Genomic DNA, 15,804 nt, shown 5'->3' with positions numbered 1-15,804 from the left:
CAGCATTTATCGGTCCATGGCAGGACGGATTGGACGCCACAGGGGTCGACGGTCTTAGACTCGCTGAGTGAGTGCACAAGACCTCGACCCGGAATTGCGTCGCGCCCTCAAAACCATCGCACGTATGCCCCGGCTGCTGGTCGCCTCGGACTACGACGGCTGCATGGCCCCGATCGTCTCAAGGCCCGAGGACGCCCGCCCCAACACCGACTCGGTGCGCGCCATGCGCGCGCTGGCCGAGCTCGACAGCACCACCGCAGCCGTGATCTCCGGCCGCGCCCTACGCGACCTGGCGACCCTGTCGCGACTGCCTGCCGAGGTGCATCTGGTCGGTAGTCACGGCAGCGAGTTCGACATCGGCTTCGTTCACGAGATCACCCCGGCCGCCCACGAACTGCTCGACACCCTCGTCGTCGAGTTCCGTGCGATCGCGGCCGACTACGAGGGCGTCACGGTGGAGGCCAAGCCGGCCAGCACCGCTCTGCATGTGCGCAACGCCTCCAAGACCGACGCAGACGCCGCGCTGCATCGCGCCCGCACCGGACCGGCCACCTGGGACGGGGTTCAGGTCACCGAGGGCAAGTCGGTCATCGAACTGGCCGTGATCATCACCGACAAAGGTCAGGCGCTCGACATCCTGCGTCACGAGGCCGGGGCCAGCGCCGCGGTCTTCTTCGGCGACGACGTCACCGACGAGAAGGCATTCCTCCGACTACACGGGCCCGATCTGGGGGTCAAGGTCGGCGAGGGCGACTCGCTGGCCTCCTACCGCGTGGACGACACCGAACAGGTCGCCACAGCGCTGGCCTTCCTCGTCGAGGAGCGACGCACCTGGCTTCGCGGTGGCAATGCGGTCCCCATCGAGCGACTCACGATGCTCGCATCGCCGCGCACCGTCGCCCTCGTCACGCCCGACGCCAAGATCTGCTGGATGTGCCATCCCGAACCCGACTCCGCCGCACTGTTCGGCAGCCTCCTGGGCACCGACGAGGCCGGCGAGTTCGCGGTCGGGCCGCCCATCGAGCCGGGCAAGGCGGCACCCTTGCCGCTCAGCCAGCGCTACATCGACAGCACCATGACGGTCCGCACCCGGTGGGCGGGACTCGAGGTCACCGATTATCTGCCCCACGATGTCCCGGTCGGCCGCACCGACCTCACCCGGGTCATCCGCGGCGATGTCCCGGTGCATGTCCGTTTCGCGCCCCGGCCCGAGTTCGGGCAGGCGGCCGTTCGCATCGAGACGTCCGACGAGGGTTTGCGCGTCCTCGGCTCCAACGAACCGCTGGTCCTCCGGTCGCCCGGAGTCACCTGGGAGATCGAGAGCGAGCGGAACCATCAGACGGCCACCGCGGTGATCGATCCGTCCGGCGGCGAGATCGTCCTCGAATTGCGTTGCGGCACCGAAGATCTCGAAGCCCATTCGCTGCCCGAGGCCGAACGTCGCGCCGCGGCCGAGAGTTACTGGAGCGACTGGGCCAAGACCCTGGACCTGCCCAACATAAAACGCGACCTGATGAAGCGTTCGGCGCTCACCCTGCGCGGGTTGGTGCACGCCGACACCGGCTCGATCATGGCGGCGGCCACCACGTCACTGCCCGAGGAGATCGGTGGAGTCCGCAACTGGGACTACCGCTACTGCTGGCTGCGTGATGCCGCGTTGACCGCGTCCGCGTTGGTCTCGGTCGGTTCGTACACCGAGGCCGAGGACTACCTCGGTTGGCTGCACCAGGTGCTCGGGACGGTCACCGGCCCCGAGTGGCTCCATCCGCTCTACACACTGGCCGGCACCGGCCTTCCCCCCGAGGCCGTGATCGACTCACTGCCGGGATACGCCGGATCGCGTCCCGTCCGCGTCGGCAACGCCGCCAACCAGCAGGTGCAGCTCGATGTGTTCGGCCCGATCGTCGATTTGATCTCCACCCTCTCGCACGCACGCAAGGCAGCCGGCGATCCGAAACCCCTCAGGGACGAAGACTGGGATCTGGTGCGCGACATGGTTTATGCCGTCGAACGCCGGTGGACCGAACCAGACCACGGCATCTGGGAGATCCGCGGCAATCCACGACACCACGTCTATTCCAAGGTGATGTGCTGGATGACCGTGGACCGGGCTCTCAAGCTCGGCGACGAGTTCGGCCGTCAGGTGCAACTCGGATGGCCCGTCCTGCGCGACACCATTGCCCGCCAGGTCCTGCGCGACGGCTGGAACGACACCGCGCGCTCGTACACCGCGGCGTACGACGGCGTCGATCTCGACGCCGCCACACTGCACATCGGTCTGTCGGGTCTGATCGATCCGTCCGATCCGCGATTCACCGCGACGGTCAACGCAACGGAGGCCGAACTGCGCAGCGGCTCAACGGTGTACCGGTATCACCACGACGACGGCCTGCCCGGCGGCGAAGGTGGGTTCCACCTGTGTGCGGCCTGGCTGATCGAGTCCTACCTGCTGATCGACCGTCGCAACGATGCCGAGGCCCTGTTCGATCAGATGGTCAAGGCCGCCGGTCCGACGGGATTGCTGTCCGAAGAGTACGACCCGGTCGCCGAAAGGTCCCTCGGTAATCATCCGCAGGCCTACAGCCACATCGGGTTACTTCGTTGCGCGAGGTTGCTCGGGGTTTGACTAGCGTCGGTATCCGGCGTCGGCGGCGCCAAGTCGGTTCCAAGTGATCGCCAAGCACCGCCGAGCACTGTTGTCGCATGAGCTACGCACCGCGGCACACCAGACGATTCCCACTGGCTTGTCCGGCATCGTCGCCGGCACCGGAGAACCCGGGGTCGGCGACGCCGCCCGGCCACCTCACCCGATGCACCTCACCGTCGTGGCGGTCGTACGTCAGACCACGGTCCCGGTGATCGACGGCGCAGGCAGCGATCAGCGCAACTGAACCTGCTCCGCATGGTCGTCGAGGGGCAGATCGCCCGAGACGACCGCGCTGACCTGGTAGCTGTTCAGCACGACGTCTCCCCCGTGGTTGTCGAGGAACGCGGTGTCGGCGGCATCGCGACCCGTCGCGATGCGCACCAGCGATTGCCGCGGCGCCAGCCCGGTGGCGTCCACCACCACCCAGCGATCATCGATGAGCGCCTCGGCCACCGCGTGAAAGTCCATCGGCGACAGGCCCGGTGCGTACACCGCGACCAGCCGGGCCGGAATTCCCAAGGCGCGCAACAATGCGACCGCGAGATGCGCGAAGTCGCGGCACACGCCCGCCCCCGACATCAAGGTGTCGGCAGCACCGTCGATCGGGTCGCTGGCACCGAAGATGTACGAAATGCGTTGTCGCACGAAGTCGGTCACCGCGACCAGCTGATCAGCCGGAGAGGCGGTGGTGTCGAACTGCCCGGCCGCGAAGCCGAAGAACTTGTCCGCCTCCGCATAGCGACTGGGCCTCAGGTACAGCGACGGATCGAAACGGTCGACCCCGGCAGGATCAGCCTGCCCGAGCACGCGGGCGCGGTACTGGACGTAGAGATTGCCCGGCTCGGCATGGATCCAGTGAATCCGGTTCCCGCTGTCGCTGATGATCTCGTCGGGAACAATGGTGTTGCCGTTCAGCGTGATCGACAACTCGTCGGAGAAATCCAGCCCGGGCATCCGGGCGACCGCGACTTGTAGCTCTATCTCGGTGGCGGCGTTCACGGCGACGTCGAGGTACATCGATACATCGCGCTGGGCTTGGGGATCAAGGTCGGCCATGTGCGGTGGAGGGTCCTTCCGGAAGTCGCGTCATACCCTCGCGTCCTGCAAGGCTCCGATGGGATCAGCGTAGATCGCACCGAGCGACACCACCATCGCGGCACCCTCCTGCACCCGCGCACCGAACCGCGGCGGCGACAACTCCATCGGCGGCAACGTGCTCGCGGCGTCGAAAGCGGCCTGCACCGGCGCCAACCCGTGCGGGTGTTCGGCGAACACCTGGCCCGCGAGAACCACCCGGTCGGGATTGATCAGGTCTCGCACCAGCGCGACCGCTTCGCCCAACACCCGTGCCCGCTCATCGAGGACGTCGTTCACGTTCGCCCCCGCGGCGACAGCCTGGTCGAAGACCTTGCGACCCACCACATCCTGCAACTTCGCGTCGGCGGAACCAGACAGCAGCGGGGCCGCGACCGGAAGATGGCCGATGTTCCCCGGCCGTCGCTGCACCCGGCCGTCGATCGTGGTGGCCAGCCCCACCGTCTCACGCACGTAAAACAGAAGGTCCACGCCCGAACTGTCGCCTGACCCGGCCAGGAGCAACTCGGCCGCGGCCATGGCCTGCACGTGAGGGCTGACCGACACCGGCAGACCCAGCTCGTCGGAGAGCACCTGCCCCACCGGGGCCCGCCGCCATCCGAGCTGCGCATGGTCGACGCTGCCGTCGTCGTAGACCTCACCGCCGACGGCAGCACCGGCCCAGAGAGGGACCCGGTGGGTGAACGACGCCGCCTCCAGCGCAGCCCGTCGGGCGATCAACGCGAGGGCCGGCCCGACGGGTCCGGTGGGTGTCGACATCGCGGCGGTCTGCAGCAATCGGCCACCGAGGTCGGCGACCACCAAGAGTGTGGACCGGGCACCGATGTGAATGGCGATCACGCAGAACCGGTCTCGGTCGATCGTCAGCGGGATCTTCGGTCGGCCGATGGCCCCGGCCGCGATCAGATCCGGTCGTTCGCGTACCAGTCCGAGCCGCTCGAGCGCCTGCAGCTGCCGGTTGACGGTCGCTGCCGAAAGCCCGGTCGCCGACGGCAGACGGTCGCGTGTCACCGGGCCTTCGGTGCGCACCGCACGCAGGACCACCGCCGCCGCGCCGTCGCCGCGCTCGAACGACACGGTCCGCGTGGTCCGGGATCGGGTGTTCACAGTCGACTCCCGCGTCCTGGTCCCATGCTGGAGAAATCTACCGGGCACCACAGCTTTAGACTGTCGGCCATGACAATTGCAGGCAGCCCAGAGTCCAACCCTGGCGGACGCAAGGTCGCCGTAGTAACCGGTGCAAGTTCGGGCATCGGCGAGGCAACCGCCAGAGTTCTTGCCGCTCAGGGCTATCACGTGGTCGTCGGCGCCCGCAGGGTGGACCGCATCGATGCCCTCGCCGCCGAGATCGGCGGAACCGCCATCGCCCTCGATGTCACCGACGACACATCCGTCCAGGAATTCTGCGACCAGGTGCCCGCCGTGGAGGTTCTGGTGAACAACGCCGGTGGGGCCAAGGGGCTTGCCACCGTCGCCGATGCGGACCTCGACGACTGGCGCTGGATGTGGGAGACCAACGTGCTGGGCACCTTGCGGATCACCAAGGCCCTGCTGCCCAAGCTGATCGAATCAGGCGACGGACTCATCGTCACCATCACGTCCATCGCGGCGATCGAGGCCTACGACAACGGTGCCGGCTACACCTCGGCCAAGCACGCCCAGGCACTCCTGCATCGAACGCTCCGGCCGGAGCTGCTGGGTAAACCGGTTCGGCTGACCGAGATCCAGCCCGGCATGGTCGAGACCGAGTTCTCACTTGTCCGATTCGACGGCGACCAGGCCAAGGCCGACTCCGTCTACGAGGGGCTCACACCGCTGACCGCCGACGACGTCGCCGAGGTGGTCGGTTTCGTGGCCAGCCGGCCTCCGCACGTCAACCTCGACACGATCCTGCTCAAACCACGGGATCAGGCATCCGCACGCCGGAACATCAAGACCGGCTAGATCTTTCTCCGATCAGCCGGCGGGGGGTGTGCCGGTGTTCTGCGGGGTCGGCGGGATGCCGGATACGTCGGGGGCGTCGGTGGGTGTCGCCGGGGCGTTCTTGACCTCGGGATCCCCGCCGAGAGCCGACATCGACTTCCAGGTCTGCCAGTCGTAGATCCAGTCGTAGATGTCACCGTCGGCCTCGGACAACGGGATTCGGGTGTTGGTGACCTCCACCGGGTCTCCGTACATCGCGGTGTTGAAGTACTGCTCCGCGTTCGCCAGCGACAGATTGATGCACCCGTTGGTGACGTTGGACGAACCCTGCACTCCGACGGTGTCGGGGTTGGCGTGGATGAACTCACCGTTGTTGGAGATGCGTACGGCGAATCGTTCGCGGACGTTGAAGTACCCGGCCGCCGGGTTGCTCATGTAGAAGTCTTCGTGCTTTTCGCTGACCACATGGATGCCCGATCGGGTGACGTTGCGGTCGAGGTCGCCCTCGCCGTAGCTACAGGGCAGCGTCATCAAGGTGTTGCCGTCGTTCTGTACGACGATCTGATGCGAGTCGGCGTCCGCAAGCACCACCTGGTTCCGCCCGATCACGAAGTCACTGGTGACGTCGGCCTCGCCGTAGTAACCGTCACCGTGGTCGAGGCCGTAGAGCTTTCCGACCATCGAGACCTTGGTGCCTGGCTGGTAGTAGTCCTTGGTACGCCAATGCACCCGCGACCCACCGTCTTCGCCGAGCCAGCCCCAGCTGCCCTCGGTCTCCGGTGTCGTGGTGACTTTCAGCGCCTCCTCGACCGCCTTCTTGTCGGTCACGACCTCATCGAACTTGATGATGAGAGGCGCAGCGACACCCACTTCCTGGCCGTCGGCGATGTTGATGACCACACCGATCTGGTTCTGCGGGGTGACGGTGGTGAAGGTGCCGGCCACGGGAACCGTCTGGCGGTCGTTGCCGGTTGCCGTGCCCGCCCACGTGTACTGGCCGCCGTAGCCCAGGGGCTCGGTGATGGAGAACGACTTGCGGTCCTCGGACATGGTGCCCGCCACCACACGCCCGTTTGCGTTGGTGAGCTGGACGTCGGGGTTCAGCACGCCGTCGTTCACGGTCACCGAGATCTCGCCGACCGGGGAGGCGTCCGTGGAGTCGAGGGCAGGGCTGTACGACACCTCGGCGACAGGCTCTGCGGGGCCCTTCTCGCCGGAGGCAGAGCTGCCCGATTTGTCGTCGGCCGAGCAGGCTGCGGCGGTCACGCCGGCGACGCCGACGGCAAGGGCGGTGAGAGCCGAGCGCCTGGTGAGCAGCATGCGGTCACGGGGTTCGGTCATGCGTCAGACATTACCTGCAGGCAACGATCCCAAACGACGACCAGGCCTGGTCAGCGTCCCAGACCAGGACAGATGTCGTTCAGAGGCTGCAACCAACCAGGACAGGCTCGGGTTCGAGCCAGAGGCCGAACTTGGCGTGAACTCCGTCACGTACCTGCCGCGCGAGGTCGATGATGTCCGACGTCCGCGCGTTTCCCCGGTTCGTCACCGCCAGCGAATGCTTTGTCGACAACCGTGCCGGCGCGTCCGTCCCAGGAAAACCCCGTCCGAAACCGGCTTGTTCGATGAGCCATCCGGCAGACATCTTGACGCCACCATCAGCAGGGAACTGAGGCACCCTCGCGTCGTCGCCGAGTTCGTCGACGATCCTCGTCAGAACCGTCGGAACGTGCTCCTGCGGAACGATGGGATTGGTGAAGAACGACCCGACGCTCCAGGTGTCGTGATCGTCCGGATCGAGAACCATCCCCTTGCTCGCCCGTAGTGCGAGCACGGCTGCTCGCACATCGGCGGCGGGCGCTCGTTCGCCTTCTTCGACTCCCAGCGTCCGGGCCAGTTCGCCGTATCGGATCGGCTGACTGAGTCCATCTGCGTTCAGCCGGAACGACACCCGGATCACCACCTCGTCGCTTCGACGCTTGAGGCGGCTGCTGCGGTAGGCCAGTTCGAGGTCGCCGGGGTCCACCCAGTTCACCGCACCCGTCCGGCGGTCGAGAAGCTGCACCGAACGCATCAGCGACCCCACCTCGACCCCGTAGGCGCCGACGTTCTGCACCGGGGTCGCGCCGGCGGCCCCTGGGATTCCCGACAAACACTCGAGCCCACCGAATCCCCGCTCGACGCTCTGTGCCACCAGCGCATCCCAGTTCACCCCGGCATCGGCGGTCACCTGTGCGTCGCCCCAGTCGAGATCGGTACCGGCGATGCGCACGACAGTGCCGTCGAACCCGTCGTCGCCGACCACCAGGTTGGATCCGCCGCCCACCAGCAATACCGGGATCCCGGCCTCGTCGAGGTCGCGGACGGTGTCGATCAGCGAGTCGGCGTCGGGGCAGGTGATCACCTCACTGGCCGGACCGCCCACACGCAGTGTGGTCATCTTTGCCAGAGGGACACGGTTGTCGGTTTGTGTGGCCACCCAGCAACGGTAGCCTGCACTCATGGCGACCAAGTTGCACCATTCCATCGACTTCCCCTGTCCCCCGGCTCAGTTCGCTGCGGCAGTGGCCGATGAGCAGTACTGGAAAGATCTGGTGGCCAATGTCGCCGCCGACCTCTCCGACCTCGATTCGTTCACCGACGAGGGCGACAAGGTCACCGTGGTGCTGCGACAGCGGGTCCCCGAGAAGAACCTCCCGTCGATGGTGACCAAGATCCGGCCGGGCGATCTGGAGATCACCCGAACCGTGGTGTGGTCCAAAGGCGAGGCCGCCGAAGGGGCTTTCACCGCAGTCGTCTCGGGCGCACCGGCCAAGGTCAAGGGTTCGCAGAGGCTGATCGCGACGTCCACCGGGTGCGAGATCTCGTTCGATGGTTCGGTCGAGGTGTCCATTCCGTTTGTCGGCGGAAAGGTCGAGAAGGCCATCGCCGAGAACGTGGTGCAGCTCATCGAGGCCGAGCATGAATACACCACCGAATGGATCAACACTCACTGACCGGCGTTACGCTCTCCCTCATGGCACGACGTCTCTCCTACTCCGCCCGGTACCACCACCCTGCAAAAACGGTGTACGAGGCGCTCTCCTCCCGGGAGTTCTGGGACGCGCAGATGGAAGAGTTCCGCAAGCTGACGCCACAATCCGACATCGAGTCGCTCACAGTGGACGACAACGGTGTGGATCTGGTGCTCAAGCAGGTCCTTCCCCGCAGCGAGCTCCCGGCGATCGCCCAGACGGTGATGAAAAAAGACATGATCATCACCCGCAAGGAGTTCCTCGGCCCGTTCGACCCCGAGAACACCAAGGGCACCTACGACGCCTCGATCCCCGCCGGGCCCGGCAGCCTGACCGGTTGGCAGGAACTGTTCCCCACCGAGACCGGCAGCACCATCCGCAAGACCACCGAGGTCAAGGTCTACATCCCGTTCATCAACGGCAAACTCGAGCAGCTCATGCTGGTGAACCTGGTGGACCTCTTCCGCGGTGAAGCGGAATTCACGTCGGGATGGATCGACGCCAACCTCTAGCCCCAAACCCGACGGCGCCATCACCAGGGGCACCACCGGGATCAACCGGCTGCGGCGGGTGGACCGCTGGATCGTCCATCACGACCAGATCGTCGAGGCCCTGGCATCGGCTGACAGTCCCCTGGCGGTTGATCTCGGTTACGGCGCACGTCCCGACACCGCTCTCGAACTCGCAGCCCGTCTGCGCACCGTTGTTGCGGGCACCCAACTCGTCGGTCTCGAGATCGACCCCGGTCGGGTGGTCCCGGCGCAGGACGGCGTTCGATTCGCGGTCGGCGGATTCGAACTCGCCGGACTGCGACCCCATCTCGTGCGGGTGTTCAACGTGTTGCGGCAATACGACGAATCAGAGGTCGCCGCGGCGTGGTCGAGGATGCAACGGGGGCTCGCACCCGGCGGATACATCGTCGAGGGAACGTGCGACGAACTCGGCAGGCGGTGTTGCTGGATTCTGCTGGACAACACGAGGCCGTTGACGTTCACCCTGTCCTGGGACCCGGCGCACAGCGACCGGCCGTCCGATCTCGCCGAGCGCCTGCCCAAGGCTCTGATCCATCGCAACGTGCCCGGCGAGCGGATCCATCATCTGCTCACCGTTCTCGACCGATGTTGGGACGTTGCCGCTCCGATGGCCCCGTTCGGTCCTCGCCAGCGCTGGCGTCGCACCCTGGAGTTGCTGTCCGACAACGGGATCGACCCCCTGCCCGATCGCCGTCGTCATCGCGACAATGTTGTCACGGTCCCCTGGGATGTCGTCGCCCCCGCGACGTAGCGCACCCGCCGACCGAGCCTCACCCCGCCGACCGCGACCGGCGCCAGACGGTCGTAGGGTAGGTCGCATGCGTATCGCCCTGGCCCAGATCACCAGCGGCACCGACCCGTCCGCGAATCTGGCCCTGGTGGCCGAGCAGAGCGCCGCGGCCGCGGATGCAGGTGCCGAACTGGTGGTCTTCCCCGAGGCCACCATGTGCCGTTTCGGAGTTCCGCTGGGTCCGGTGGCCGAGCCACTGGACGGCCCGTGGGGACGCGGGGTCGGCGAGGTCGCCCGGGACCACGGGATCACCGTGGTCGCCGGCATGTTCACTCCCGGCGACGAGGGCAGGGTGCGGAACACGCTGGTGATCGCCGACCCGGACGGCGACCTCATCGGTTACGAGAAGATCCACCTCTACGACGCGTTCGGTTTCCAGGAATCCCGAACCGTGCAAGCCGGTGACGATGTGGTCACCTTCGACATCGACGAGACGGCGGTCGGTGTCGCGACCTGTTACGACATCCGCTTCCCCGCGTTGTTCACGGCGCTCGCCGACCGCGGCGCCCAGATGATCGTGGTGCCGGCCTCCTGGGGTGCGGGTGACGGCAAGCTCGATCAGTGGCGCATCCTGGCCGCTGCCCGCGCCCTCGACAGCGGTTGTTTTGTGGTCGCGCTTGGGCAGGCTGTACCCGACGACCCCGATGTCGCAGGGTCGTCGGCGCCGACCGGAATCGGACACTCCCTGGTGGTGGGCCCCTTCGGGAACGTGCACACCGAACTGGGCGACGACCCCGAATTGGCCGTCATCGACCTCGACTTCACCGAAGTCGACCGTGCACGCGCCTCGATCGCGGTGCTGGCGAACCGCCGTCCCATCGAATGATCACCGTGCCATTTCCATGCCATGACCTGCGGCATTGCGATACTTAGCGAACTCTTACCCCGTTTGGCCCTCTGACCATGCATTATCGACGTGATGAATCAACGCGACGACGCCGAATCGACCCAGGCCGGGCAGCCCTCTCCCAATGCCGCCGACCGAGCCGAGGGAAACGATCTCGCCGACACAACCCAGACGCCCCGGCCCGATTCCGGCCATACCCCACAGGCCGATCCAGGTCACCGAACCGGTACTGATGCTGCAGGCACGCCCGGCGTGCCCGACAATGCACAGGATGACCCGAACCCGCCCACCGACAAGTTCGCGCCGGTCGCGGCCGGCCAGCAGCCCGACACGGCGTGGTCGCAGGGTCGCCACGACACCACGCAGCTCGAGGTGCCGCCGGACGGTTTCGCGCCCTACGACGGACCCGGAGAGCCGCCGATCCCCCCGGCCGGACCTTCCTACGGTCCAGGCGGGCCCGATGACGGCGGGGTCACGCCCCAGCGACCGAAGCGCAGGCGTGGCTTGATCGTCGGAATGGTCTCGCTCAGCCTGGTGCTGCTGCTGGTGATCCTCGGGGTCGGCAGTGAGCTGTACCTGCGAAGCAAATCCAAGGACTGCCTCGAACAGTCCTTCGGCGAACTCACCGGAGCACCGACTTCGGTGTCGCTCAGCAAGAAGCCCATGTTGATGCAGTGGATGTCGGGGGAGATCCCGTACGTCCAGGTCGACACCAGCGACGAGGGCGACTCGGCCATGAAGCTGCATGCTCGCGCAGACGACATCAGCAGCGGCGACAAAGACGCCACCGTCGGTGAACTGCAGGGCAACGGCTACGTCCCCTTCAGCCGGATCATGGAGCTCAGCCAGCAGACTCAGGACCCGGCGACCACCACGGACCCGAACACGTCCGACCCGAGCTCGGGTGGTCTCGGTGGTCTCCTGTCGGCCATGGGCGGCGGGCTGAAAGTGGACAAGGTCACCGGCAACGAGGCTGCAGGCACCATCACGATCGGCGGCAACTTCCAGCTGCTGATGTTCTCGCTACCTGCCGAGGCGGAGCTCAAACCGATCACCAAGGACGGCAAGCTGACGTTCGAGGTCGTCGACGCCAGTGCGGCATCGTTCGGCATCCCGACCTCGTGGGCGCAGCTTCTCGTCGACCAGGTCAGTGCCGGCCTGTTCCCGCCGATGTTCGATCAGGTGAGCTTCGACCAGCTCAAGGTCACCGATCGTGGAGTCGAGTTCGCGTTCTCCGGAACCGACATCGCCCTCCCGCAGAGCAGCGACTCGAGCAACAACAGCGAGAGCGACACCTGCAGCGTCGTCTGAGTGCCGGTCGGCTGAACCGTGCCGGCTGAACCCGCGAGGGATCAGCTGAACACCACGGTCTTTCGTCCGTGCACCAGCACGCGGTCCTCGAGATGCCAGCGGAGCCCGCGTGCGAGCACCAGCTTCTCGATGTCGCGGCCCTGGCGCACCATGTCGGCCACCGAGTCGGAGTGGTCGATGCGGATCACGTCCTGTTCGATGATGGGGCCGGCGTCGAGCTCGCTGGTGACGTAGTGGCAGGTGGCCCCGATCAGCTTCACCCCTCGGGTGAACGCCTGGTGGTATGGCCGCGCCCCGACAAACGACGGGAGGAAGCTGTGGTGGATGTTGAGTGCCTTGCGCGCCCAGTGATCACACAACTCCTCGGGCAGGATCTGCATGAACCGCGCCAGCACCACCGCGTCGGGGTTGTGGACGTCAACGAGTTCGCGTAGTTCCTCGAAGGCCGCGGCCTTGTCCTCGCCGAACGGAACGTGGTGGAACGGCACGCCCATCCGCTCGGTGAAGTCCTCGAGTGCCCGGTGGTTGCCGATGACCGCGCCGATCTCGGCGGGCAGCTCACCCCGGTAGGAGCGGCCCAGGAGATCGCCGAGGCAGTGGCCTTCTTTGCTCACCAGCAGCACGGTCTTCTTCGGCACGGCCGAATCGCTTACGCGCCATTCGGTTTCCGGGCCCAGCCCGGCGACCACCTCGGACTCGAACCGTGCCCGCAACTCGTCGACATCCATCTGCACCGAGTCGGCGCGTACAGCCTGGCGGGTGAAGAACCAGCCGTTGTCGGGATCGGAGTGGTAGGCCGCCTCCACGATCCAACCGCCGATCTCTGCCAAGAATCCCGAGATCCGGGCCACGATGCCCGTGGTGTCGGGGCAGCCGAGAGTCAGCACATAGCGGTGGCCGGCGGAATCGGCCGGCGAGAGTGTGGTCACAACCAACCAGTGTGCCAAGCTCGGTTCATGTCCGATACCTTGCCTGCCCCGACCGGTTCGAGTCTCACCCGGCGTGTGGTCGCCGCGATGGTGGATCACACACTTCTCAAACCCGAGGCGACCCGTGCCGACGCCGAGGCAACGGTCGCCGAAGCCGCCGATCTGGGTGTGCTCGCCGTCTGTCTCTCACCGTCAATGCTGCCCATCGACACCGGTGCCCAGCGGAGCTGTGTGGTCGCCGGTTTCCCCTCGGGCAAACATCATTCGTTGGTCAAGGCGGCCGAAGCACGGCTGGCGGTCGATTCGGGCGCGCAGGAGATCGACATGGTGATCGACGTGGGCGCTGCCGTGGACGGAAGATTCGACGAGATCTTCGCCGACGTCCTCACCGTCCGCGAGGGAATCGGCGCGTCGATCACGCTGAAGGTCATCATCGAGTCCGCAGCGCTGTTGTCGCTCGCCGGCCCCGACACCGTCACGGCGGTGTGCCAGGCCGCGGTGCGGGGTGGGGCGTCAATGGTGAAGACCTCCACCGGTTTTCATCCTGCCGGAGGGGCGAGTGTCGAGGCGGTACGTCTCATGGCCGCGGCCGTGGGCCCCGGGGTGGGTGTCAAGGCCAGCGGAGGCATCCGCACCGCCGAGTTCGCTGCCGAGCTGATCGCGGCCGGCGCGACCCGGCTCGGCCTGTCCGGGTCCCGGGCAGTGCTCGACGGGTTCCCCGACTAACGTGGGCGTGGCGTGGCGGAGAAGAGCTCCTCGATCGTCCGATTGAATCGCTCCGGCTGCTCCCAATTGAGTAGATGCGTTGCGCCGCGCCAGGTTTCGAATCGTTCGAGCGAGCCCGTGTAGCGCAGGGCATTGGCCACCGGATCGGCCAGCCGGGGCGGGGTGAGCCTGTCCCGGTCCCCCACCACCACGGCGACGGGCACCGGCATGTTCGCCAACCCGCGCTCGACGTGCAGATCTTCCAGCGATCTACCGACCTTTGCCCTTGTGCGCCAGTCAGTCTCACGCAAGAGTGAGTCGAGGAACTTGAGCTGCGCGCGACTGATCCCGGGGAACAGCGCCCCGGCGACCGTCATACCGGATCGCATCATCAGGTCACCTCCGGGCCAGTGGACCGCCCGAAATGCGAGCCAGGCGAACTCGTACTCGGCCCGGCGTGCGAGGGTGGCCGGATCTCCGAAGCGCATGGCGGCCTTGGTGACCGGCGCCGTGGCCGCGGTCCCGGCGAGCATGATCGCCCGCGCGTACGTTCGGACGCTCGCGGGGAATTGGGCAGCCCAGCTCATGACCGACATGCCGCCCATGCTGTGCCCGACGATCACCGCCCTCTCACCGGCGGGTACCACCGCACGCAGGACAGCGTCCAGGTCTTGGCCGAGGTGGTCGTTCACGCTGGGGTCGGACCCGAGGGCCGAACGTCCGTGGCCACGCTGGTCGTAGATGACCACCCGGTAGCGGTCTGCGAGCCCGTTCACCTGCGGATACCAGTATTTGGAGTTGACGGCGAAGCCGTGCACGAGCACCACCACCGGACCGTCTGCGGGACCGTAACTGCTGACCGCGATCGAGGCGCCTGCCGGCCTGTCGACGGTCCGGTGTTCCACCGGTTGTCGGGGCCTGTGCAGGACGGCCTGATCGCGGGTGGTCATCAGGAGGTGCGTTGCAGCAGATCGGTGAGCAGTTTGTTGTACCCGTCGGAGTTCTCGATACTGCTCATGTGCCCGATACCCGGCCACATCACCAACTCTTCGAGGTGGCCGTGGCTCTGAAGCACCTTGGCCATCTGCTCCGAATGCACCGGCGGAGTGAGCTTGTCGTCGCAGCCGACCACAACAACCGTGGGCACCACCAGGGCGTCGAGTCCGGCGGACACGTTCAGGTCCACCATCGCGTTCCCCCATTTGCCGCGGGAGCGGCCTGGGCACGAGGCCACCATGTCGTCACAGAAGTCGACATGGGATTTGCGCGAAGTGGTGTTCAGCGCGATGTACTGGGTGACCTTGCGCGACATCTGCGTTCGCGGCAGATGGATCGTCGCACCGGCCACGAGTCGACCCGTCAGGTACTCCATCGGCGAGAGCGCCTTGGGGAGGTCGAGCGGGATCAGACCGAGGTTGGGCAGCAGATGGTTGGAACACGTCGAGGTGAGTACCACCGCACGGGCTACCTCTGAGACGGTGTCGGGGAACTGCTGCGCCCAGGACAGAATGGTCATCCCGCCCATGCTGTGCCCGGCGATCAATGCCTTGCGCCCGGCGGGCACCACCGAGGTGAGGACGGACTGGAGGTCCTGACCGAGCAGGTCGGTATTGAGCTTCGTCTTGCCACGCGGCGATTCGCCGTGCCCGCGCTGGTCGTACGCGATCACTCGGAAGCGGTCAGAGAAAGCGTTGATCTGGGGGTACCAGTACTTGGTGTTGCAGGTCCAGCCATGGACCAGCACCATCAGCTCTCCGTCGGGCGGGCCGTACGCGACGACATTGATCGGGGTGCCATCACCCGCGACCACCTCGATGTGTTCGGGTTCCTGCGCCGGCGTGGCGAGCAGCGGATCGGGCTCGTCTTCGATCGGGTCAGGTGCCTTCAGAGCTTCGCGCACGATCGATCCGAGGAAGGTGCCGGTGATCGCCGCTCCGGCCGCGATCACTCCTGCTCCTACCGCGGCACCGCCGACAGCCACTGATCGTGTGTTCATCTGTCCGATCTACC

General features: G+C 66.5%; 16 protein-coding genes. 9 read left to right on the top strand and 7 right to left on the bottom strand.

Going from position 1 to position 15,804, the window contains the following annotated elements; genetic code table 11:
- Positions 1 to 67 precede the first annotated feature (67 nt).
- Both otsB and KXR83_RS21320 read left to right on the top strand, forming a co-directional pair.
- Positions 68 to 2,626: a trehalose-phosphatase gene (gene otsB, locus KXR83_RS21325; RefSeq protein ID WP_437426541.1), complete on the top strand. Its 2,559-nt coding sequence runs from the start codon at positions 68 to 70 to the stop codon at positions 2,624 to 2,626.
- Between the two features lie 43 nt (positions 2,627 to 2,669).
- The gene (locus KXR83_RS21320) at positions 2,670 to 2,891 is read left to right on the top strand and encodes a hypothetical protein (RefSeq protein WP_437426540.1); all 222 of its coding nucleotides are present in this window, start codon (positions 2,670 to 2,672) and stop codon (positions 2,889 to 2,891) included.
- Here KXR83_RS21320 and KXR83_RS21315 read toward each other — a convergent pair.
- Together KXR83_RS21315 and KXR83_RS21310 are read right to left on the bottom strand one after the other, a co-directional pair.
- Complete coding sequence (locus KXR83_RS21315) at positions 2,879 to 3,703, bottom strand: transglutaminase-like domain-containing protein (protein ID WP_437426539.1); 825 nt, start codon at positions 3,701 to 3,703, stop codon at positions 2,879 to 2,881. The genes KXR83_RS21320 and KXR83_RS21315 overlap by 13 nt on opposite strands.
- Before the next feature lie 30 nt (positions 3,704 to 3,733).
- Positions 3,734 to 4,849, bottom strand: coding sequence for an ROK family protein (locus KXR83_RS21310; protein ID WP_437426538.1), 1,116 nt, complete (start codon positions 4,847 to 4,849; stop codon positions 3,734 to 3,736).
- A gap of 69 nt (positions 4,850 to 4,918) precedes the next feature.
- Between KXR83_RS21310 and KXR83_RS21305 the strand changes: the two genes are divergently transcribed.
- Positions 4,919 to 5,686 (top strand): SDR family NAD(P)-dependent oxidoreductase, encoded by a 768-nt coding sequence (locus KXR83_RS21305; protein WP_437426537.1) that lies wholly within the window; start codon positions 4,919 to 4,921, stop codon positions 5,684 to 5,686.
- A gap of 12 nt (positions 5,687 to 5,698) precedes the next feature.
- On the opposite strand, the gene KXR83_RS21300 is transcribed toward KXR83_RS21305, so the two are convergent.
- On the bottom strand, positions 5,699 to 7,006 hold the full coding sequence (locus tag KXR83_RS21300) for a L,D-transpeptidase (protein WP_437426536.1): 1,308 nt from the start codon (positions 7,004 to 7,006) through the stop codon (positions 5,699 to 5,701).
- 79 nt (positions 7,007 to 7,085) lie between these two features.
- The gene (locus KXR83_RS21295) at positions 7,086 to 8,168 is read right to left on the bottom strand and encodes a UDP-N-acetylmuramate dehydrogenase (protein ID WP_437426535.1); all 1,083 of its coding nucleotides are present in this window, start codon (positions 8,166 to 8,168) and stop codon (positions 7,086 to 7,088) included.
- Between KXR83_RS21295 and KXR83_RS21290 the strand changes: the two genes are divergently transcribed.
- The 5 genes from KXR83_RS21290 (at position 8,167) to KXR83_RS21270 (ending at position 12,160) form a co-directional block, all read left to right on the top strand.
- Positions 8,167 to 8,661, top strand: a complete 495-nt coding sequence (locus KXR83_RS21290) for a DUF2505 domain-containing protein (protein WP_023957469.1) — start codon at positions 8,167 to 8,169, stop codon at positions 8,659 to 8,661. The two genes, KXR83_RS21295 and KXR83_RS21290, sit on opposite strands and share 2 nt — an antisense overlap.
- A gap of 20 nt (positions 8,662 to 8,681) precedes the next feature.
- Positions 8,682 to 9,191: a DUF2505 domain-containing protein gene (locus tag KXR83_RS21285; RefSeq protein ID WP_023957471.1), complete on the top strand. Its 510-nt coding sequence runs from the start codon at positions 8,682 to 8,684 to the stop codon at positions 9,189 to 9,191.
- A 19-nt stretch (positions 9,192 to 9,210) separates the two neighbouring features.
- Positions 9,211 to 9,963 (top strand): class I SAM-dependent methyltransferase, encoded by a 753-nt coding sequence (locus KXR83_RS21280; RefSeq protein WP_437426612.1) that lies wholly within the window; start codon positions 9,211 to 9,213, stop codon positions 9,961 to 9,963.
- Positions 9,964 to 10,030: 67 nt separating this feature from the next.
- Positions 10,031 to 10,828 (top strand): carbon-nitrogen hydrolase family protein, encoded by a 798-nt coding sequence (locus KXR83_RS21275; RefSeq protein ID WP_437426534.1) that lies wholly within the window; start codon positions 10,031 to 10,033, stop codon positions 10,826 to 10,828.
- Between the two features lie 93 nt (positions 10,829 to 10,921).
- Positions 10,922 to 12,160, top strand: coding sequence for an LmeA family phospholipid-binding protein (locus KXR83_RS21270; RefSeq protein WP_437426533.1), 1,239 nt, complete (start codon positions 10,922 to 10,924; stop codon positions 12,158 to 12,160).
- A gap of 41 nt (positions 12,161 to 12,201) precedes the next feature.
- On the opposite strand, the gene purU is transcribed toward KXR83_RS21270, so the two are convergent.
- Positions 12,202 to 13,089, bottom strand: coding sequence for a formyltetrahydrofolate deformylase (purU, locus tag KXR83_RS21265; RefSeq protein WP_437426532.1), 888 nt, complete (start codon positions 13,087 to 13,089; stop codon positions 12,202 to 12,204).
- Between the two features lie 27 nt (positions 13,090 to 13,116).
- Here purU and deoC point away from each other — a divergent pair, with 27 nt between their 5' ends.
- Positions 13,117 to 13,815, top strand: a complete 699-nt coding sequence (gene deoC / locus KXR83_RS21260; RefSeq protein ID WP_030173474.1) for a deoxyribose-phosphate aldolase — start codon at positions 13,117 to 13,119, stop codon at positions 13,813 to 13,815.
- On the opposite strand, the gene KXR83_RS21255 is transcribed toward deoC, so the two are convergent.
- Complete coding sequence (locus KXR83_RS21255) at positions 13,812 to 14,744, bottom strand: alpha/beta fold hydrolase (RefSeq protein ID WP_437426531.1); 933 nt, start codon at positions 14,742 to 14,744, stop codon at positions 13,812 to 13,814. The genes deoC and KXR83_RS21255 overlap by 4 nt on opposite strands.
- Positions 14,744 to 15,790 carry an alpha/beta fold hydrolase gene (locus KXR83_RS21250; RefSeq protein ID WP_437426530.1) on the bottom strand — a complete coding sequence of 349 codons (1,047 nt, stop codon included), beginning with the start codon at positions 15,788 to 15,790 and terminating at the stop codon, positions 14,744 to 14,746. Before KXR83_RS21250 ends, KXR83_RS21255 begins: the two co-directional genes overlap by 1 nt.
- Between the last annotated feature and the right edge of the window lie 14 nt (positions 15,791 to 15,804).

Source organism: Williamsia muralis, from assembly GCF_051487485.1.
In the GTDB taxonomy this organism is placed as follows: domain Bacteria; phylum Actinomycetota; class Actinomycetes; order Mycobacteriales; family Mycobacteriaceae; genus Williamsia; species Williamsia muralis_B.
Note: the sequence above shows the minus strand (reverse complement) of the source record. Positions and strands in the feature narration are given on the sequence as shown.